The 19,995-nt window shown below is 66.0% G+C and carries 17 protein-coding genes; 9 read left to right on the top strand and 8 right to left on the bottom strand.

Features of this window, described 5'->3' with window-relative positions:
* Window positions 1-107: 107 nt before the first annotated feature.
* Window positions 108-1,925 carry a hypothetical protein gene (locus ABD893_RS13805; protein WP_345081373.1) on the bottom strand — a complete coding sequence of 606 codons (1,818 nt, stop codon included), beginning with the start codon at window positions 1,923-1,925 and terminating at the stop codon, window positions 108-110.
* Between the two features lie 102 nt (window positions 1,926-2,027).
* Here ABD893_RS13805 and ABD893_RS13800 point away from each other — a divergent pair, with 102 nt between their 5' ends.
* Both ABD893_RS13800 and ABD893_RS13795 read left to right on the top strand, forming a co-directional pair.
* On the top strand, window positions 2,028-2,960 hold the full coding sequence (locus ABD893_RS13800) for a hypothetical protein (RefSeq protein WP_345081368.1): 933 nt from the start codon (window positions 2,028-2,030) through the stop codon (window positions 2,958-2,960).
* Between the two features lies 1 nt (window position 2,961).
* Entirely contained in the window at window positions 2,962-3,750 is a 789-nt protein-coding gene (locus ABD893_RS13795) for a ferritin-like domain-containing protein (protein WP_345081365.1), read from the top strand.
* A 196-nt stretch (window positions 3,751-3,946) separates the two neighbouring features.
* On the opposite strand, the gene ABD893_RS13790 is transcribed toward ABD893_RS13795, so the two are convergent.
* The 3 genes from ABD893_RS13790 to ABD893_RS13780 all read right to left on the bottom strand — a co-directional run bounded on the left by ABD893_RS13790 (window position 3,947) and on the right by ABD893_RS13780 (window position 6,847).
* Window positions 3,947-4,471 carry a hypothetical protein gene (locus tag ABD893_RS13790; RefSeq protein WP_345081362.1) on the bottom strand — a complete coding sequence of 175 codons (525 nt, stop codon included), beginning with the start codon at window positions 4,469-4,471 and terminating at the stop codon, window positions 3,947-3,949.
* 88 nt (window positions 4,472-4,559) lie between these two features.
* Window positions 4,560-5,249: a response regulator transcription factor gene (locus ABD893_RS13785; protein WP_345081359.1), complete on the bottom strand. Its 690-nt coding sequence runs from the start codon at window positions 5,247-5,249 to the stop codon at window positions 4,560-4,562.
* The gene (locus tag ABD893_RS13780; protein ID WP_345081356.1) at window positions 5,246-6,847 is read right to left on the bottom strand and encodes a sensor histidine kinase; all 1,602 of its coding nucleotides are present in this window, start codon (window positions 6,845-6,847) and stop codon (window positions 5,246-5,248) included. The genes ABD893_RS13785 and ABD893_RS13780 overlap by 4 nt, the downstream gene beginning before the upstream one ends.
* Window positions 6,848-7,028: 181 nt before the next feature.
* Here ABD893_RS13780 and ABD893_RS13775 point away from each other — a divergent pair, with 181 nt between their 5' ends.
* The 4 genes from ABD893_RS13775 to ABD893_RS13760 are packed head-to-tail and all read left to right on the top strand — an operon-like array spanning window position 7,029 to window position 11,423.
* A complete protein-coding gene (locus tag ABD893_RS13775; RefSeq protein ID WP_345081353.1) occupies window positions 7,029-8,255 on the top strand; it encodes a DUF1972 domain-containing protein in 1,227 nt (408 codons plus the stop codon).
* A complete protein-coding gene (locus ABD893_RS13770) occupies window positions 8,252-9,367 on the top strand; it encodes a Gfo/Idh/MocA family protein (protein WP_345081350.1) in 1,116 nt (371 codons plus the stop codon). Before ABD893_RS13775 ends, ABD893_RS13770 begins: the two co-directional genes overlap by 4 nt.
* Window positions 9,364-10,263, top strand: coding sequence for a hypothetical protein (locus tag ABD893_RS13765; RefSeq protein WP_345081347.1), 900 nt, complete (start codon window positions 9,364-9,366; stop codon window positions 10,261-10,263). The genes ABD893_RS13770 and ABD893_RS13765 overlap by 4 nt, the downstream gene beginning before the upstream one ends.
* Entirely contained in the window at window positions 10,260-11,423 is a 1,164-nt protein-coding gene (locus ABD893_RS13760; RefSeq protein WP_345081343.1) for a glycosyltransferase family 4 protein, read from the top strand. The genes ABD893_RS13765 and ABD893_RS13760 overlap by 4 nt, the downstream gene beginning before the upstream one ends.
* Before the next feature lie 2 nt (window positions 11,424-11,425).
* On the opposite strand, the gene ABD893_RS13755 is transcribed toward ABD893_RS13760, so the two are convergent.
* Window positions 11,426-12,070, bottom strand: a complete 645-nt coding sequence (locus ABD893_RS13755; protein ID WP_345081340.1) for a CDP-alcohol phosphatidyltransferase family protein — start codon at window positions 12,068-12,070, stop codon at window positions 11,426-11,428.
* Between the two features lie 347 nt (window positions 12,071-12,417).
* On the opposite strand from ABD893_RS13755, the gene ABD893_RS13750 reads away from it, so the two are divergent.
* Genes ABD893_RS13750 through ABD893_RS13740 form a run of 3 tightly spaced genes read left to right on the top strand, consistent with a single transcriptional unit; the run spans window position 12,418 to window position 16,103 of the window.
* Window positions 12,418-13,521: a polysaccharide pyruvyl transferase family protein gene (locus ABD893_RS13750; protein ID WP_345081338.1), complete on the top strand. Its 1,104-nt coding sequence runs from the start codon at window positions 12,418-12,420 to the stop codon at window positions 13,519-13,521.
* Window positions 13,518-15,017 carry a lipopolysaccharide biosynthesis protein gene (locus ABD893_RS13745; RefSeq protein WP_345081335.1) on the top strand — a complete coding sequence of 500 codons (1,500 nt, stop codon included), beginning with the start codon at window positions 13,518-13,520 and terminating at the stop codon, window positions 15,015-15,017. The genes ABD893_RS13750 and ABD893_RS13745 overlap by 4 nt, the downstream gene beginning before the upstream one ends.
* Window positions 15,018-15,020: 3 nt before the next feature.
* Window positions 15,021-16,103 carry an acyltransferase family protein gene (locus ABD893_RS13740; RefSeq protein ID WP_345081332.1) on the top strand — a complete coding sequence of 361 codons (1,083 nt, stop codon included), beginning with the start codon at window positions 15,021-15,023 and terminating at the stop codon, window positions 16,101-16,103.
* Here the strand turns inward: ABD893_RS13740 and ABD893_RS13735 are convergent.
* From ABD893_RS13735 to ABD893_RS13725, 3 genes are read right to left on the bottom strand one after another with little or no spacing between them, the layout of a single operon-like run.
* The gene (locus ABD893_RS13735) at window positions 16,079-17,428 is read right to left on the bottom strand and encodes a tyrosine-protein kinase domain-containing protein (protein WP_345081329.1); all 1,350 of its coding nucleotides are present in this window, start codon (window positions 17,426-17,428) and stop codon (window positions 16,079-16,081) included. The genes ABD893_RS13740 and ABD893_RS13735 overlap by 25 nt on opposite strands.
* A gap of 57 nt (window positions 17,429-17,485) precedes the next feature.
* Window positions 17,486-18,775, bottom strand: a complete 1,290-nt coding sequence (locus ABD893_RS13730) for a hypothetical protein (RefSeq protein ID WP_345081326.1) — start codon at window positions 18,773-18,775, stop codon at window positions 17,486-17,488.
* An 11-nt stretch (window positions 18,776-18,786) separates the two neighbouring features.
* Entirely contained in the window at window positions 18,787-19,248 is a 462-nt protein-coding gene (locus ABD893_RS13725) for a hypothetical protein (protein WP_345081323.1), read from the bottom strand.
* Window positions 19,249-19,995 lie beyond the last annotated feature (747 nt).

The raw sequence follows: 19,995 nt of genomic DNA, 5'->3' as shown, positions 1-19,995 counted from the left end.
TGCGGCGTCGACGGCCGAGGTGTCGATGGCTGAGGTGTCGACGGCTGAGGTGTCGACGGCTGTCGACAGCTGCGGGGCCACCGGCAGCAGGGCCGCCGGCAGGCCCGTCACTCCCCCGTCAGCTGCTCCTGCTGGGCCAGCTGCTCCTGCAGCGCGTCGAGTCGGGTGACATCCTCGTCCCGGCCGAGCTGAGCCCAGCCCTCGCGGGCGCGGCGGGCGGCCCGGCGGGCCCGCGCCAGCTCTCCCCGGGCGGTGAGCAGATGCGCATGGCGGTCATCGAGGTAGGTCGCCCAGTAGCGGGCGCGCGCATCGTGGCCGGGAGGCATCTCGTCGATCACCTGCATCGCCTCGCGACGGCGCTGCTCGCAGTCCTGTTCGTCCACCCCCGTCACGCCGCGGGCCAGGGCGTCCCCAGTGGCGATGAACAGGCCCACTCGGGCATCGACCCGGTGATCCCAGAGCAGCTCCGTCGGCAGCACCGGACGGCCCCCGTCGGGGCGGGTGCGGCGCTCGATCGCACGTGCCGCCGCGATCACGGATTCGAGCAGTTCGAGGTCGAGCGCCCGCCGCAGCACCAGGGCATTCGCCTCGAGCTCGGTGCGGATCAGCTCGCTGCGCGCCGCTCCCGGGGTGCTGAGGTCATCGGCGAGCCGACGGGCCGCGGTGGCCAGTATCCGCAGCTCGCGCAGCGAGGCGGCCTGCTCGCCCGTCCGCTCGTGGATGCTGGCGGCCAGCCGTGCGGCCTCGAGCAGTCCGTGCTGGTCACGCTGCTCGCGGGCGATGGTGCGTGCCTGTTCGAGGGGCACCCGGGCGGCGTCATAACGTTCCGCCTGGATCCGCTGCGTGGCCACGGCGAGCAACGGCTCGACCCGCAGAGCGTCCCCGCCGAGGGAGCGCTGAAGGGAGAGCAGCCTGCCCGCGGTGAAGGAGGCATGGGCGGTGGCGCCGGCAGCCATCAGCGCTCGAAGCAGCGCAGTGATCAGCCCGACCCGCAGCGGCGGATCCTCGATCTCGTGCAGCGCCTCGAGCGCCTCCAGTGCGTGGTGCACCGCCTGCAGCGGATGCTTGATGCCGAGGGTGCGGGCCAGCACCGCGTGCGCGCCGGTGAGCGTGCGGGCCGGGTCGCTGAACGGACCGTCGGCGTCGACCTCCTCGAGCTCGATCAGCTCCAGCAGGTCCAGCGCCGCGGTGGTCGCGCCGGCGAGGTCACCGGCACCTTCGAGCGCCTGGGCGAAGCGCAGTCGCAGCTCGCGCTCCGGGTCGACCAGCATCCGCTCCCTCACCTCGGGCAGCACCGACAGTGCCGCGCGCAGCCGGGCCGCGTCCCGTCGCGGATCCGTGGCGGCCGCGCGCGTCCCGGCCAGCGAGGAACGAGTGAGGGCGCGCATCACCACCAGCATCTCGGCCGACGCCTGCGGGGCCTGCCCGCGACGCCGTCCGCGGGAGGCGGGAACGGTCTCCTCCGTCGCGCGGCGTCGGGCGGAGGCGTCCACTGCGCGGGTGCGCTGCGCGGTGGTGCCGTGCGCGGCGGGTTCCTGTTCGAGCAGGACGGCCAGCGTTGCTGCTGCCTGCTCGGAGCAGCGTTGGCGGTGCAGCAGGGAGACCAGATCGGCGGCGTCCTCCCTGAACTGGGAGGAATCGGCGATCAGCAGCGAGCCGTGCAGCGCCGTGCGCAGCAGCTGGAAGCGATCGGCAGGCGCGGCGGGAGTGCGGCGGAACTCCTCCACCAGCCGGCGAGCTTCACGGGGGTGTCCTGCGTGGATCAGGTCACTCGCCCGGTGCGCGGCTTCATGAACGTCCCCGGGGTGCGGCAACGGCAGCTCGGCGGGGCGCAGCGCGACTCGGAACCGGCCCAGATCCGGCAGGCCGCTGCCGACCTCCTCACCACCGGGGCCCGGGAGCGAGGCGGCGCCAGATGTGATCACAGACCGAAACCTACCAAGTGACCATGTATCAGCCCACAGCCAGCTCTTCTCCGTACAATGACCGAGGCCCTCGGGGTCAGGACCGAAGAGAAGAGGTAGAAGTTGGCAGTCGATCTGACAGGGGCTGCTGCGTCGTCGACCCCCGTCTCCACGGTGCAGGACCCTCACGCCTCCCTCCCCCGCGAGGGACGCTTCGCGGGTCATCTCCATTTCGACGAGACCATCACCCCAGTGCTGCGCACCGACTTCGATGTCGCGGAATATGTGCGCCGGGGCACTGCGCGGCTTGAGGTGGACACCGCACTGCTGGCCGCCGAAGGACCACTCGATGCGGACCTCCGCCTCGCTCTCGGGGTGCTGCAGCGCCTGGAGTCCTCGGCGCTCGGGGAGTCGCGGGCGATGCTCGCGACCATCACCGGCAACGAGGCGCGGATCACCGCCTTCCTGGCGACCTGGCTGGTGGACCGCTTCTGGCAGTCCCGCGCACTGCGCGACCTGCTCACCGGGGACCATCCGACCGACCGGCCTCAGCCCCAGCATCGCCCGCATCCGCTGGCTGCGCTGCGCCGAGTCCATGTGGACCGGGTGCAGCCGCTGCTGACCCCGCTCTGGAACGGAGCTGCCGGCGAGGCGCTGCCCGCCGGACATATGGCGCGGATGGCGATCCAGGAAGCGTCCCTGCAGGCCGCCCTGGTGGCGCTCTCGCGACAGACCTCCGGGGAGGCGCGACGCGTCCTCGACACGGTCGCTGCGCGACATCAGGCCGCCGTCGACTTCTTCGTCGTCGAGGCGATCACCCGTCTCACCCGCTCTCGTCGCGAGGCGGTCACGGCGCGGGTGCTGCTCTCGCTCGACTCCCCGCTCCACGGCGGCGGGCTCATCGACCCGGACCTCCGCCCCGCCCTCGCCGTGCTCGGCGCCGATCCCCGAGATCGCGCCGCCCTGCGGCGCGCCCGGTACGAGATCACCCGGCTGCTGCCCGGGCCTGATCTCCCGGATCCCTCTCTCAGCTCTCTGCCCAGCACCGGAGTGTGACATGGCTTTCGACCTCGACCAGTTCGCCCAGACCTCCGTCCCCGTCAAGTACGAGGACCTCGACTTCGACCTCTTCGAGACGCAGCCGCTGGACGCCCAGACCCTGCGCTCGCTGCGCTATATGTGCGACGTCGAATACCACACGTCCTGCTTCCTGCGGGATCTGCTGGTCACCCCCTCGCACCGCGAGGAGGAGGCCGGCGGCTTCATGACGATGTGGAACCGCGAGGAGTTCTGGCACGGGGAGGCGCTCTCGATGGTGCTGGCCCGGCACGGGATCGTCGTGGACTACGACGAGATCAAGGCCAAGCGCGTGAAGCTGGGCTGGATGGGAGCGCTCGGGCCGCTCAAGCAGTCCGTGCTCACCAACCTCGCCGGCACCGACTTCGTCGCCGTGCACATGGTGTGGGGCGCGGCCAACGAGCTCTCCGCCGTGGCCGCCTACCGTCGGCTCTCCGCGATGACCGACCATCCGGTGCTCTCCCCGCTGCTGAAGCGGATCGCCCAGCAGGAGACCCGCCACGTCGCCTTCTACACCACCCAGGCCCGGGAGCGGCTCGAGGCCTCGGAGGCTGCGCAGAAGATCGTGCGGCTGATCATGTCCAGGGTCTGGAAGCCCGTGGGCAGCGGCATGATGGACGAGTCCGAGGTGGTGCACGTGATGAACCATCTCTTCAGCGGTCAGTCCCCGGAGCTGGACAAGCTCGACAAGCGGGTTCAGAAGATGCCGGGCCTGGACGGGCTGACCATCTTCCGCAACGCCTTCGCCCGCCTCGGCGTCCCTGCCTGAGGCGGCACGAGGAGCTGCAGCGGCGCGAGGAGCCGCGGCGGCATCCCCTCTCATCCCCTCTCAACTGTCGCTATGCGGCGGGATGAGCGACAGCTCAGACGGGATACTGGCGAGTAGCACGGAGCGGAGCGGGTCGAGCGGGGTGGCAATCACCCGCGAGGCCGACGTTCAGTCGTCGTCGATCAGTCGTCGTCGATCAGTCGTCATCATCGTCGTCGTCATCATCGTCGTCGTCCTCGCACTCCAGCTCGCCGTCATCCCACTCGCAGACGCCCGCCGGACGCGGCGGGGTGCTCTTGCTGGTGCCGGAAGAGGAGGAGCTCGACCCCGAGGACGCGCTGCCGGACCCGCTGGATGAGCCGCCGCTGGATGAGCTGGAGGACGAGCTCGAGGAACCCGACTGCCGAGGGGCGGGTTGCGGAGCGGGCTCAGGCGCTGGCGCGGGCGAGGCCTCGGATTCCATCGTGCCCACCCCGGTGTCCGAGTGGATACCCCGCACCGGCTGCTCGGAGGCGGTGGGCGCGGGCAGAGCCACCGATTCCCCTGCAGGCTGCGCAGCGCTCTCCGATGCCGGGGCCGAGCCGCCTTCGGCAGGGGAGGTCTCCCCGACCGAGATGCCCGCGCGCGCCTGCGGGGCATCATCCATCGAGGGCAGCAGCGCGAGACCGATCACCGCGAGTGCGACCACCACGATGATTCCGAGGGTCCGCAGAATCTTCATGTCAATCATGTTCATCGCCGCCGATGAGAGACCGGTGAAGCCGACATGAGAGACCTCTCATCTATGCGTTGAACTGCATGAACACGGCTCAGGCTGCGGGATCGACGAGCTTGTAGCCGGCGCCCCGCACGGTCACCAGGCGCGCTGCTCCGAGCTTTCCGCGCAGGTACCCCACATAGACGTCGACCACGTTCGAGGCGCCGTCGTAGTCGTAGCCCCACACCTTGGACAGCAGCAGGTCCCGGGTGAGGACCTGGTTCGGGTTCTCGAGGAACACGCGCGCCATGGTGAACTCGCGCGAGGACAGCTCGACCGAGCGCGGCTGGCCGTCGGCGATGCTGCTCGCGATCCGGGTGCGCAGGTCCAGTAACAGGTCTCCCAGCTGAAGGACGTCCGCGCTGACGCTGCCCGCACCGGCGGTGGCCTCGCGGGCGCGGAGCTTGACCCTGGCCAGCAGCTCCTCGAAGCGGAAGGGCTTGGCGATGTAGTCGTTCGCCCCGCCCTCGAGGCCCTGCACGGTGTCATCCACCCCGGTGCGCGCCGTGACCATCAGGATCGGGATCTGCACGTCCATCGCGCGCAGCGCCTTGAGGACCTGGAAGCCGTCCATCCGCGGCAGGCCCACGTCCAGGATCAGCAAGTCGAAATCTCCGCTGGAGGCGAGGTCGAGGGCGGAGATGCCGTCCTCCACCACGGTCGAGGCGAAGCCGTTGGCCTTGAGCCCGCGCTCCATGAACCGGGCGATGCGCGCCTCGTCCTCGGCGATGAGGATCCTCATGCCTGGTCCCTTCTCGTGGTGGGTCTCGTCGTGGGTGTCGCCGTAGTCGTCGTGTCGGCGGCTGAAGCTCGCCCCCGCCCGTCAGTATCCCCGGCGGGGTCGTCCGGGGCTCGTTCGTCCGCCGCTGGTCTGTCCGCGAACTGGGGAAACACGAGGGTGAAGGTCGAGCCCTGTCCCGGTGTGGAGAGCAGGCGCACCACCCCTCCGTGACCCTCGGCGATCGCGAGCACGATCGGCAGGCCGAGACCGGTCCCCGAGCCCCGAGTGCCGTCCACCCGGGTGAACCGTTCGAAGATGCGGCGCTGATCCTCGGTGCTGATGCCGATGCCCTCGTCCCGCACCGTCACGTGGATCTCGGGCCCCTCCGCACCCAGCACGCGGTCCACCCCGAAGCGGATCCGGCTGCCCTCCTCGCTGTAGCGCACGGCGTTCGCGGCCAGCTGCACCACTGCCTGCGCGAGTCGCTGCTCATCGGCGTCGGCCACGACCTCGGCCGTGCCCTCCAGGATCCATTCCCGATCCGCGATGTGCTCGATGCGGGCGAAGGCTGAGCGTGTGAAGCCGGCGAGGTCTAGCGGCTTCGGCCGCACATAGTCAGGGCGCGTCGAGGCGGCGAGCTCGGAGAGGTCACCTACGACCCTTCCCATCCGGTCCAGCTCCTCGAGCGCGATGTCGCGGGACTCGCGCACGTCGTCGACGTCCTCGATATCGGTGGTCTCCAGGGTGCCGCGCACGATGGTCAGCGGGGTGCGCAGCTCATGGCCGACGTCGCTCATGAAGCGGCGCTGCTCGGCGAATCCCGCCTGGATGCGCCCGAGCATGCGATTGAAGTTCTGGGCGAGGGCGCCGACGTCGTCGCGCTCCTCGGGGACCGGCACCCGGTACTCGAGATCGTCGACCGTGATCTGCTCGGTGGCCGCGCGGAGGTCCTCCAGCGGGCGCAGCAGACGGCCGGTCACCACATAGCCGACCCACCCCGCGACCAGCAGCGTGATCACCGCGAGCCCTGCGAAGGTGAGGACGCTCTGCCACAGGTCGCGGCGCTGGGCGCCGATGTCGTTGGCGACCACGAAGATGCCCTGGGCCTCGTCCCCCTCGACGTTCACGGAGACGATCAGGACCTGCAGGTCTCTGCCGTGAGCCTCCATCGGGACGATCACCGAGGAGCCCGGCTGATGGGCGGCCAGCAGCTGTTCGAGCACCTGCGGCGACTCCGCGGACTCGCTCGGGAGCAGCGCGAAGTCCTGCTCCCGGGGCTGGTAGAGAGGCTTCCCGTCCAGGAAAGTGATGACCGATTCATAGTCCGAGGGCGCCGCGGAATCTGTCGCGTGCAGCAGCACGCTGTCCACGGTGGTGTGGACGCGGCTGCCGTCCTCGTTCGTGTTCTCGGCGATCAGGGTGAGCTCGCTGTGCTCCTGCCAGAGCTCTGCATTGATGCGCGTCTCGAGCGCACGGAACTGCGCCGCATAGGTGAGCACCCCGGTGACGGCGAGACCCACGGCCATGAAGGCCATCATCACCGTCAGCACACGGATGCGGACCGTGCGCCCTCGCGTCAAGGCGCTGGCGGGGCGGGCGCGGGGGCGTTCCTTGGCCATGTGGGGAATGGTAGGCGAGGGGGCTGCACGTCATGCAGCCATCTCGCAGGGCACCTCGGCTCCTGGACGCTGGGAGCCAAGCCCACTATATTTGGGCAATGCATGACAATATGGACATACTGCAGCTCTAGGGGATCTTGCGTCACTGAACAGCCCAGATGACCGGTCGACGCATACGAGGGTGATCTCTCAACTGCAAGACACCAAGACCAATCGCGATCAGCTGGCGAGGGGACTCAACGTGCAACAGACAGTTCGTATTCTCGGGACTCATGGAGTCCCCGCGGCGTACGGCGGATTCGAGACGGCCGCCGAGAATGTCGGCCTGTATCTCAAAGAGCAGGGATGGCGTGTCATCGTCTACTGCCAGCTCCCCGGCCGCGGTGCCACGCGCACCGATGAATGGAGAGGCCTCGAACGAGTCCTGATCCATGAACCCCGAGAAGGCTGGCGTGGGACGTCCGCGTTCGATCTCACCTCGGTGCGCCACGCCCTGCGCGCTCACCAAGCGGGAGAAGTGTGGCTAACCTTCGGGTACAACACCGGAGTGTTCGACATCGTGCCGCGCCTGCGAGGGATTCCCAACGTCATCAACATGGACGGCATGGAATGGACTCGCAAGCGCTGGGGCTTCGCCAAGCAGGCGATCCTCCTGGCAAACGAACGACTTGCCGGGCTTGTCGGCGATGTGCTGATCGCGGATCATCCCGTCATCGCCGAATACCTCAGCCGCCATTTCGGCCGGCGACGGGTCACGACCATCACCTATGGGGCGCACGAGGTCCTCGACGCCTCGACCGAGCCGGTCGAGGCGGAGGGTCTGGTGCCGGGACGCTACGGGATCGTCGTCTGCCGCCCGATCCCCGAGAATTCGGTGCTGGAGATCGTCACCGCCTGGTCCCGCAGGCACCGAGGCATGCCGCTGGTCGTCGTCGGGCCCTTCGAGAGCAGCGATCCGTACTCTGCGTCCGTTCTCGCCGCGGCCTCCGAGGAGGTGTTGTTCCCGGGGGCGATCTTCGAGCCCGAGCGGCTCTCCGCACTGCGCCACCACGCCGGGCTCTACCTGCACGGCCACACCGTCGGCGGGACCAACCCCTCCCTGGTCGAGGCCATGGCGGCTGGCAATGCCGTCGTCGCCCATCGGAATGACTACAACACGTGGGTTGCTGGAGAAGGAAACTCATACTTCTCTGGCATCGACGATCTGGCCGGGATCCTCGACGAGTTGGTCGACGACGACATCCGACGGCGAGGCATGGGCACCACGAGTCGCGCTCGGTTCCGCAGGGAATTCACCTGGTCAAAGATCGGACACGAGTATGAGGTAGCTCTGAATAGAGCCCTCCACCGCCGTATAAAGGCACATCGGTCCACGTCCATTCCCGAAAGCAACGAGGCATTGCGATGATCAAAGTGGCCGTGGTCGGACTTGGGAAGATGGGGCTGTCGCATCTCTCCATGATCAATGCGCATCCCGAGGTGCAAGTGGTGGGCATATGCGATGCCACGGGATACATGCTGGACATCCTGACCAAGTACACCGGGCTGCCGACATTCAAGGACCTCACCCGGATGCTGGATGAGGCCCAGCCCGACGCACTCATCGTGGCCACCCCGACCCATCTCCACTCGGGGATGGTGCGCGAGGCGCTGCGACGGAAGATTCATGTCTTCTGCGAGAAGCCCTTCATGCTCGACCCCGCCGAGAGCGTAGAGCTAGCCGATCTCGCGCGGGCTGCCGGGGTCGTCACTCAGGTCGGCTATCACAATCGGTTCGTCGGCACCTTCTCCGAGGTGCAGCGTCTCCTCGAGCTAGGCGCGATCGGGACCGTGAGCACCGCACTGGCAGAGGCTTACGGCCCAGTCGTCCTGAAAGAAGCGGGCACCACGTGGCGAAGCCGACGCGCGACCGGCGGAGGGTGCCTGTACGACTACGCGGCACACCCCCTGAACCTGCTCACGTGGTACCTCGGCGCGCCAGAGGGGGTCAGCGGCAGTCGCTTGACCAACATCTTCTCGAAGGACATCGACGATGCCGTCGCGACCACCCTTCATTATCCCCATGCCACGGCCCAGCTCATCGCCAACTGGTCCGATGAGTCCCAACGGAAGATGACGACTCAGATCACGCTATGGGGTACCCACGGCAGGATCCACGCGGACCGCCAGGAGATCCAGGTGTATCTGCGCGATACCGCTCCGACCCCGGAGGGGTATCACGCCGGCTGGAACGTGAAGTACACGACCGAGCTCACCGAGGCGCCCTGGTTCTATCTGCGCGGCGAGGAGTACAGCAGCCAGCTCGATGCATTCATCCACCGCATCAAAGACTCCGCAGCAGATGGTCAGAATGACTTCACCTCAGCGGCCATCACCGACGAGTGCATCGCGATGATCATCGAAGATGCCGGCAGAACGGAAGCACCCCTGCGGGCCGCATCCGCACGCCTCACAACACCGCGACTCCCGGACCGGGCACGCAATGCATGGCGCGTCCTGCGCGGAAAGGTTGCCCGATGACCATCACGACAACGACGACTATGGACCGCCTGCTCTTCGGCGACAACCAGTTCTTCGGAATCAACCACATGTCCGAGGAGAAGGCTCGCAGCCAGCAGATGCGATTCCAGAACACCGACGCGATCATGGATGTTCTGGACGCCGCCCGCGAGGAGGGCGTGAAGACCTTCATGTGCACCACTCATGATCGGGTGCAGGAGGTCTGCGATCGGGTCCGGAAGGAACCCGCCCGCTATGCAGGGATGACGTTCTATCCCTGCATGCCCTACGCACACAAGTATGCGAATGCGATCACGGAGGAGGGCTTTCTCGGTGCGGTCAAGAAGTTCCTGCCCGAAACGGGGCTGCTGGACAGCGTCGCCCGAGGCACTTCCTCCTTCGCAAGGAAGGACATCGAAGGCATTTCTACGCTCCTGATCGACGCTGAGCTCAAGATGTTCACCGGCCTGCGCACTCCCGTGATCTGGATGCAGAATGTCGTCGTCGATCTGCTGTCCGGGCTCGGCTTCACCGAGGCTTTCCGGATCTTCGCAGACCACGTCCGGACGCGATACAACGCCGAGCCGGGATTCATCACGATGAATCTTCCTCGACTGTTGGATGATCTCGATGCCGCAGGTATTGAGAACCCCATCGTGTGCTCCAACATCAACAAGCTCGGTTTCCGAATGTCTGGCGGTGTGGAGGGGTATCTGGATGCGATTGAGAAGCGTCCCTTCCGCGCCGTCGCCATGTCGGTCTTCGCGAGCGGTGCGCTGGATCCTCGAGAGGCCATCGAATGGACGTGCGCCCTCCCGAATCTCGAGTCGATCGTCTTCGGTGCCTCGAACCGGGCCAACATCGCGTCCACCGCTCGACTCGTAGAGGAGTACTGGCCACGAGAGGTGACGCCGTGAGCACGTCAGCCCCTGCCTCGCTCACGGGTCGCACGGTGCTGGTGGCGAATCCTTCCGCAGATCTGTACGGATCGGACCGGATGATGCTTGAGGCGGTCCGCGGACTGCTCAAACAGAACTCCCGTGTCATCGCGACCTGCTCACGTACGGGCCCGCTCGTCGATAGGCTGCAGGAGCTCGGCGTCACCGTCCACATCACAGAGGTCCCGGTCATTCGCAAGAGCATGCTCTCCCCGCGAGGAATGCTAAATCTGGCCCGCATCGTGATGTCGACGTTCCCCCGCATGCGGCGGCTGATCGGGGCTGCACGTGCAGATATCGTCATCGCGAACACGCTGACCTTGCCATTTTGGACTCTCGCCGCGAGGAGCTGCCGCCGCCCGATCATCGTCTATGTCCATGAGGCAGAATCGTCCCTCTCCCGGGCAGCACGCACATTGCTGACCGCCCCGCTGGGGCTGGCCGACGGCGTAGTCTTCAACTCGGAGACGAGTCGCATCGCATGCAAAGCGCAAGCTCTGGAACGTCGCGGGAAGGTCCGCGTGGTACTCAACGGGGTGCAGGGTCCAGCTACGTCACGCCCACCGCGGGACCACATCGAAGGTCCCGCGCGCCTTCTCTTCGTCGGGCGGCTGTCACCTCGAAAGGGACCTGACCTCATCATCGATGCCGCCGCCCTGCTGCGCAGCATGGGCATCGCGGTCACAGTCGATCTGGTGGGCGACGTCTTCCCCGGGTACGAGTGGTACGAGGACCAGCTACGTGCTCGCGTCCGCGAGCTCCACCTCGAGGGCGTGGTTCGCTTCCGTGGTTTCCAATCCCCGGTCTGGGAAGCGATTGACGGAGCGGACATGATGATCGTCCCGTCTCGCGGCGATGAGTCCTTCGGCAACGTCGTGATCGAGTCCCTCCTCAGTGCGCGCCCGGTAATCGTCGCCGACCACACCGGTCTTCGCGAAGCGGCGTCGGGCTTCGAGAGTGCCGTGCGTGTCGCTCCGGACGACCCGAAAGCAGTGGCCGACGCGGTCAGGCGAGTGCTGGAGGACTGGGGACACTTCCGAGCGGTCGCCATGGTCGAGGCCGTGGTCGCACAGGCCAGGCTCGGAACGGACCGCTTCCATGAAGGTTTCGGCAGGGCCGTCGAGGAGCTCGACCGATGAGGTCACGGGTGCGTTTCGAGGGCCTTCATCTTGCGGAACCAGACGACCAGCGCCGCCGCCAGATACAGGACTGCCGCGAGCGCGAGCAGCGTATACACGACCATGAATCCGCTCGCCCATCCCCACAGCACGAACATGAAGCACCAGGTGCCGTAGTCAGTAGGAATCCCCAAGATGGCGCGAAGGGGCGACGAGCCGCCCGACTGGGCCGCCTGGGGAGCCCCGATCCGGGCACGGAGCAGATCATTGAGGATCATCCCGAAGAATGTCACCGTCGCGACGATGGTGAAGACGAGAGGGACCAGCAGCCATTCGATCTCGAGCGGCTCGAAGAAGCGGTACGCACCGATCGCGACTGCGATGTGCAGGGACACGAGCTTCGCCGAATCGACGATGTGGTCGAGCCACTCCCCCACCAACGAGCCACCGCCGCGCAATCTAGCGACCTGGCCGTCCGCACTGTCCCACGCATAGCCGATGGCCAGCAGGAGCCAGACGATCACACCCAGTCCGATGGAAGGCGGCACCACCGTCAGCAATGCGATACCGGTGAACGTGAATGCCGCGCTGATCAGGGTCACCTGGTTCGGGGTCAGTCCCGCCGCGTGGGCAACCGAAGCGAGGAGTCGGCCCAGCGGGCGGTTCACATACAGCGAATAGGCCGGGGCACCACGCGCACGCCCCTTCTGCGCCTTAGCGAGGCTGCGGTAGGACTCGAGAACTGTCATGCGGAAACCTCCGGGGTCAAGTGGACGTCGATGACAGCATCTATGCCCACAGCGGTACAAGCAGCGGCGAACTCACGGATGGACGCGCAGATCACTCAGCGCTCGAACTCAAAGAATACTCCCGACCCACCCATACACAAAACCCATCCGACAACAGATGGCGATTCCTTCCGTCCGCAGCAGGATTCTTAAGCCCTTTCGTCGCGCCGTTTTTATGATACAAAAGACCTTCGCTCAACATCCCCTTTACACCTCGAATGGAAACCATGGCCGACACCTCAAGAAGTCCAAGGCGCATCCTCGTCCTGTGGGCTGCAGAATCCTCACCGAATCTCGGTGTGGCCGTTCTGGCCCGAGGTTCGCACGATCTCCTGCGCCAGGCTTTCCCGGATGCCGAGTTCACGTTCGCCAACTATGGCGCGAGGCCGCCCGCGGTGCCCTGGGGGCGCCCTCGGTCGCTGATGCGCGAGCGGATGCTTCCCCGCTACGGGATGCAGGGCTTCTTCAGCGGTTTCGACCTCATCTGGGATACCCGCTCGGGCGACAGCTTCGCGGACATCTACGGGGTGGGACGCCACATGACGATGAGCATGGTCCATGAGTTCGCCCGCCAGGCTGGCGCGAAGGTCGCCATGGCACCTCAGACCATCGGCCCGTTCACCACACGTCGAGGCCGCGCCCTGGCAAGGAGGACGCTCTCCCGTTCCGACTTCGTGTTCTCCCGGGATCCTGTAAGCACCGAGGTAGCCACCTCGTTGGGGCGCATCCCGGACCTGACCTCAGCCGATTTGGTCTTCGCCATCGACCAGCCCACTCCTGGAACCTCCAGGGACGTGCTGCTCAACGTCAGCGGGCTGCTGTGGAACGAGAACCCTCACGTCGACGCCGTCGGCTATCGCCGGGTGGTCCGGGAGGTGCTCGATAACCTCCGCAGCGACGGCCGCGAGGTCACGCTGCTCGCACACGTCCTGAATACACCGAACCCTGACAACGACGTCCCCGCGGTGCGAGCACTCGCGAAGGAGGCCGGAGGCGATCTGGAGATCTTCGTGCCGACGGATCTAGATTCCGTCCGTGAGGCGATCGCCGGCGCGAACGCTTTGATCGGTTCCCGTATGCATGCGTGTTTGAATGCGCTGTCCATGGGGGTGCCCGCGGTGCCTCTCGCCTATTCGCGGAAGTTCGCCCCCTTGCTGGACTCGGTGGGGTGGAACATAGGTTTCGATCTCCGCACCGACAGCCTCGCGACAATGGCGCGCAGGGTCGCAGAGGCCACCACGCTCCTCGATCCCGCGCTCGCCCGGGCGTCGGCCGCCGCCGGCAGGGAGAGCCTGGATCCGATCATCGACATCTTGCGGGCTACACCGTGAAGGCCACCTCGACTTGCTCTCCTTCTTCCGAAGCCCAGCCGGGCGGTCTCGGATCGACTGCAGCGCGCGGAGCAATCACCATGCTCACGGGCCAGGGCATGCGCATCCTGCTGCAGTTCGCCGGGGTCGTGGTTCTGGCCCGCCTGCTCTCGCCCCACGATTACGGGCTCATCGCGATCGTCGTCGTCATCATCGGCGTCGGCGAGATCTTTCGGGACTTCGGACTGTCGTCGGCCGCAGTGCGCGCGCCGGAGCTGACCCGAGACCAAAGCACCAACCTGTTCTGGATCAACACAGGGATCGGCGTATTCCTGGGCGGCCTTCTCCTCGTCGCGGCCGCGCCTCTTGCATCTCTGTACGGTCAGGACGAGATCCGACCGATCGCCCAGGCGATGGCCGCCATATTCGCCTTGAACGGACTGGCAACCCAATTCCGAGCCCAGCTCATGCGCGGACTACGGTTTCGCTGGCTCGCGACAGTAGACGTTCTCGCCGCCGCGCTCGCTCTAGGAGTCGCAATTGGCGGCGCACTGCTCGGATGGGCATTCTGGGCACTAGTCGCACAGCAGATCACCCAAGCGCTGGTGATCCTCGTCGGCGCGGCTCTCGGAGCGCGCTGGCGCCCCGGGTGGCCCCGACGGGACGTCTCGGTCCGTTCCTTCGTTAAATTCGGATCGAATCTCGTGCTATCCCAAATCGTGAACTACGCGACGAACAACGTCGATACCGCGCTCGTCGGTTTCGTCTACGGCGCGTCACCACTGGGGCTCTACAACAGGGCTTACCAGCTCGTGGTCACACCTCTCAGCCAGATCCAGTCGCCCGTCACCTCCGTCGCGATCCCGATCCTGTCCAAGATCCAGGAGGACCAGCGGCGATTCTCGGCGTACCTCGTTCGAGGTCAACTTGCCCTGGGCTATCCGATCTCCCTCGGCCTCGTCACCATCGCCATCGCAGCCGAACCGGTAGTCGAGCTGATGCTCGGACAGAAGTGGCTCGCCGCAGTACCTCTGCTGCAACTTTTCGCGCTCGCCGGAATCGCGCGAAACCTGGCGTTTGTCGGGTACTGGGTATATGTCGTACGAGGTCTGAGCGGCTCGCTCTTCCGATACTCACTGGTGACCGGGGTGATCCGGGTCGTCTGCGTCGTCATAGGTGCCCAATGGGGGGTTATCGGTGTGGCCGGCGGTCTTGCTCTCGCCCCATGGCTCGCATGGCCGATCTCCCTGCTATGGCTCTCCCGCGTCACCACGGTGCCCACCCGAGCTCTGTACACCGGAGCACTACGCATCATCGGTGCTGCTGGCGTGTCCGCTGGCACGACACTCTCTGTCATGGCTGCGCTGCCCTCAATGCCAGCGCTCCTATCGATTCTCCTTACGGCCGTCCTCGTCATCGGCACGGTTGGTCTGCTCTGCCTGCTGCCGATCATTCGACGAGATGCAAAGGACCTCATCGAGGTCATGATTCTCGTGAAAAATCGGAAGGGTGCTTAGACGGTGCCGAGTGACACTACACAGGCCGAGAGCACGGTGCTCGCCACCGGGCGACGGCTGGGGTGGATGGATACGGTGCGTGGAACTGCGATCCTCCTCCTGCTCCTCTGGCATGCGAGCGCCATCCCCGCTTTCTTCGAGACGCCGATGCCTGACCTCATCCGCTCGGCCAACGCTTTCTTCTTCCCGTATCGGATGCCCACGCTGATGCTGCTGTCCGGAATGCTGCTGACGCGGTCCCTGCGCAAGCCGCTCCCGGCGTACTACGCAGGCAAGATCGCCATGGTGCTGTGGCCCTATCTGGTCTGGCTCATCATCGCCAAGATCGTCTTCCTCGACATGCCCGGGGTGCCCTGGTGGCATTGGCACGCCTGGTATGCGGCGTCCTACCTCTGGTTCTTGTTCTTCATCGGCGTTTACTATGCGGCGGCACCGCTGCTGAAGCGCCTGCCGTCCTGGGTGCCGATCGCACTCGGCGCGGTTGCGGGGGCGTTCCTGGAACAAGGCTCCACGGAACAGCGCATGGGGTATTTCGCCATCTTCTTCTTCGCCGGCAGCTGGATCGCGAACACATCAGGGCTGGTCGACAGGCTGGCTCGTCCGCGCGCCGCATTGCTGCTCGCGATCCCAGCGATCGCTTTCGGTGCGGCCTCGGTGATCTGGACGGAGTCACTGCAATTCCTAGTGTGGGGTGCACCGCTGAGCATCGCCGGTGCCCTCGTGCTCATTGCGGCATTCGCACGGCCGCGTATCGACGGCCCGATCACCCGAGGCCTGCAGTTCCTCGGCCGGTCCTCGATCGTTTTCTACGTCAGCCACTTCCCGATCATGGCGCTGTTGTCACAGTCCTCGCTCGCAGAGGGAAGCTTCCTGCTGCTGGCCACCCTCAATTTGGCGGCCTCGGTGCTCCTCGGCAGCGTGCTCGCTGTGTGGAAGTCGGCGCCCCCGGCTATCTGGCTCTTCCAGGCGCCGCGTTGGATCACCGCCACTTCCACGAAGGTGGTCAGCATGATAACGATACGGGGTGAGATCTCCACGGCGCAGGTTGGCGCGCGGACATCTCAGTCCACGAGGTCTTCGGAGTAGTACTTCTCGCGATGGCTGTCGCCCCGTGCACGGTTCAGCACGGTTCCGAGTATCCGAGCACCACCGCTCTCGAGAGTCTTCATGGTGCGGGTCAGGTTCGCTCGCCGGGTCTTCGAGGCGTCGACGGCAAGGATCACGCCGTCGACGATGGGTGCCAGCAGGTTGGCGTCAGCAACACTGAGCACCGGAGGAGTGTCGATGACGATGTAGCTGTACTCGTCCGTCATCGAAGCGACCAGGTCCGCCATTCGCTGCGAGGTCAGCATCTCCGCGGGGTTGGGCGGGATCTTCCCGGCGGGGAGGATATCCAGGCCCGTCCCGCGGATCCGATGCTTGGCGATGTCGACATCGACCTCGTGGAGCAGAACGTTCGTGAGGCCGACGGACCCATCGATCCCGGCGTATTCATGGGCCCGTGGGCGTCGCAGATCCGCATCGATGAGCAGCACCGAGTCCTGCTTGCCGGCCAGTGCCATGGCCAGGTTGACGGAGACGGTCGACTTTCCCTCACCTGGCAGACAGGCAGTCACCAACAGCACTTTCACCCGTGAGTTGACGCTCGCGTACGTGAGCGCAGAACGGATGCGGAGGAACTCTTCCGCCGTGTGGCTGAGGGGTTGCTGCGCCATCGCGATCGTCCGCCCGGACAGCAGCGGCGATTTCGTGACAACGCCGAGCACGGGATGCCGTGAAGCCTCTGCGAGCGTCTCCTCGCTCCGGACCCGGGTATCCAGAAGAGCGACGACCAGCGCGGCAGCAGCCCCCGCGATACCGCCGACGAGGCCGCCGAGCAGAGCGTCCTTCTTCTTGTCTGGTGAGGTCTGGAATGCTGGGGCAACGGCATCGTCGTAGATCACTGCGGTAATCGTCGACGTGCCGTCGGGGTTCTTCGGTGCGACGCCCTGGACCTCTTCGATGAGATGTTCTCCCACGGAGGTGGCGAGCGCGGCCGAGCCCCGAGGATCCGTCGTCGTCGCGGTGATCCGCATCGTCACCGTGTCCTGCGGGATCGATACCTGCAGCGACTTTGCGAGCCCCTTGGGCGTCGTTTCCAGATCGAGCTCGTCTATCACCGGCTCGAGGACGCTCGATCCCTGCACCAGCTGGGCGAAGGAGAGCATCTGGCTCTGCGTATAAGCGGAGCCCTGGTTGAGGTCCGTCGCCGAGGCTCCCCGGTCGAGCGCGAAGTGGAGCGAGGTCGTCGCCTTGAACAGCGGGGTCTGCGTCGAGGAGTACCCGAACATCCCCGCCGCACCGATGATCGCCATGAGCACGGCGAGCCACCAGAATTTCCGTGCTGAGGCGATCAGGAATCGCAGATTCACTCTTGGTTCGTACATACCCCCACCTTCTCTAGGCTGATGATCCCACTCATGTCTCCCCTAGCCACGAAGAACCCGCCTTCTCCCCTCAGTGCGAGGCATTTCCTGTCGCCTCGATCCCTCGGCGACGTCGCTCGCCGCGCGCCGCACTGAACCCCACGCGACGGCGAGCCCAACGCAGAACCACAGGAACGTGCCGTACTGCGTGATGAGTGCGACGACGACCAAGCTCGGGAGCTGCCCCGCGACCGCAAGTGCGGCTGGGTTTCGGCCGACCCGCCGCACCGCGAGCAGCACTGCGCAGGCGATGGTCGCAAGCAGCAGGAGAGTCGGGATCACGCCGTACCTCAGCAGCATCAGCATCGAGGCATTGTCGATGGAGCGAGCGAAGTATCCGAGATAGAAGTCGCCCTGCACCAAGGAGGCCCAGTCCCCCGAGGAGCCGAAGAGCCTCACCTGCTGGATCAGCACCAGGAGGTCGGTCCGGTACCCAGCGCTCACGGCGGCCTCCTCACCTGCCGCTCCGAGAACACCATCGACCACAGGGAAGATCACGGCGGCACCGATTGCACCGATCGCCGCGACGGTCGCACGGAGCCGGGTGGAGATTCCCGGCAACAAGCAGACCGACAGCACGATGGTGATGATGAGGGTGATCAGCCCTGCGCGGCTGAACGTCACAATCGTCGCCGCGACGATGATTCCGATAGCGGCGATCGTGGGGATCACCCGCCATCGCGCAGCGATCACGAAGGCCGACGACATCGCCAGCGCCGCTCCCAGTGCGATCGAATGACCGAATGCCCCCTCCACCCGCAGGAATCCGCCTCGTGGCTGCAGGTCATCCCACGCCGAGTACAGCGGTTCCGGCCCTGGGATGAGCACAAAAGGATTGAACGACGTGACGAACTCGAGTAGGGCGAGTCCGGCGGCGGCGGTCGCCACTAGCGCGATGGTGCGGGTGGTCCACATCGTGCCGATCCGGGCGCAAGCGATCCGACCCCACGTATAGGGGATCACCCACTCGAGCACCGCGGTCAACATCGATGTGTAGGTCACTCCCTTCATCAGGAAGAGACCGACCAGGAGTGCCGTGAAGACCGCCATCCAGCCGTCTGCCGGGTGCAGGGGTACCCACATCCACTGCGAGGCGATGAGCACCACGGTGAGTGCGGTGATAGCTGACCAGAACACCCCTGCATTCGCACCGACCCAGATCGGCACGAAAAACAGCACCAGGGTCCAGGCGGTGAAGGCAGCGCGAGGAAGGGCACGCAGGAGGAAGGCGGCGAGGACCACAGAGGCGAGCGCGCCCAGGGCAAGCAGCGCAGTCGGCGCAACGGTGGTCATACTTGCTGATCCTAGTCGGCTGAGACCACCCCAAACTTCTCAAACCGGGCAGTGAGCGAATCCGCGTCACCCGACTGCTCTGCTACGAGCCCGACAGCCCCTGCCTCCTGCAGGGCTGGAGTGGCATCCGTCGTGGTCAGCTGCCAGTTCTCAGGCTCATCCGTTCCGACCTCCCACATCTTTGCCGAGATCGTCGTCGGCGAGGAGCCGGTTACCGATACGCGCAGCGTGTACAACGTATCCGTCCTGGAGGTCACGCCATCGAGCTGCTGCGTCGCGATGACTTCGTCTCCGCTCAGCGCGATCAGCTGCACCGTGCCGTCCGGCTGGAACTCTGCACGCACCGAGTACTGCGAATTCTCGGTTGCTCGGGCGATCACACCGATCTTGCCGTCGGCAGTCTCAGCTGGTCCTTCGATGTGGAACGTCAGATCGAGGGTGCCCTGCGAGAGCGAGGTGTCCTCGAGCAGCACCTGCGCCGATTCGCCGGCCGCAAGATCCAGCCGTCCGGCACCGTCGGCGACACTGGCCGCCGGCTCAGGCACTCCGGCGAGACTCCACATGCCACCGCGGGTGGCTTCGCCCCATCCGGCATCGGAGCTCTGCTCGAAGTCATCCAGCGCGACTGGATCGCCCGGGGGCATCGATGAGTCCCCTGGGATGCCCGCCGTGTCTTCAGCGCCTGCGGTGTCTGACGGTTCTGCAGACTCACTCGTATCGGCCTCGTCCGGCGCCTTGGTCGCTCCGGTCTCATCGTCGGCGTTCGGTGCTTCCCCAGGATCGCCTGTCACGGCATCACCCTCAGTGCTGCTCTCAGTATCCGAGTCCGGCTCGGAAGCAGGCTCGGTTTCGGTGGCGCTCCCGTCATCCTGGACCGGAGCAGGTTCCTCCGGATCTGAGGTAGGCACAGCATCTGCACCTGCATCAGACACAGTGTCCGGCTCTGCAGCAGGCGCAGGATCCGGCTCAGGCGCCCCCTCGGTTACCGAGTCGGCATCGTTCGTCGGCGACGAGTCATCCGTGGGAGCAGTTTCTGCTTCGTCAGGCACCTCAGTTTCGGGTGCGGCATCCTTCGTGATGACCGAGTCCTGGTCAGGAGTCGTCTCCTCGAGAGGAGTGACGGCGGTCGCCCGTGCGGCACGCGCCTGCACGGCGCGGTCCTGGAGGCGGTAATCATCAACACTGATCACGTTCTGACCTGTCGCCGAACCCGAACGGTA

The organism is Brachybacterium paraconglomeratum, assembly GCF_039541415.1.
Classification (GTDB): Bacteria; Actinomycetota; Actinomycetes; order Actinomycetales; family Dermabacteraceae; genus Brachybacterium; species Brachybacterium paraconglomeratum_A.
The sequence above is the reverse complement of the archived record's forward strand: the minus strand, read 5'-3'. Positions and strand labels throughout refer to the sequence as shown.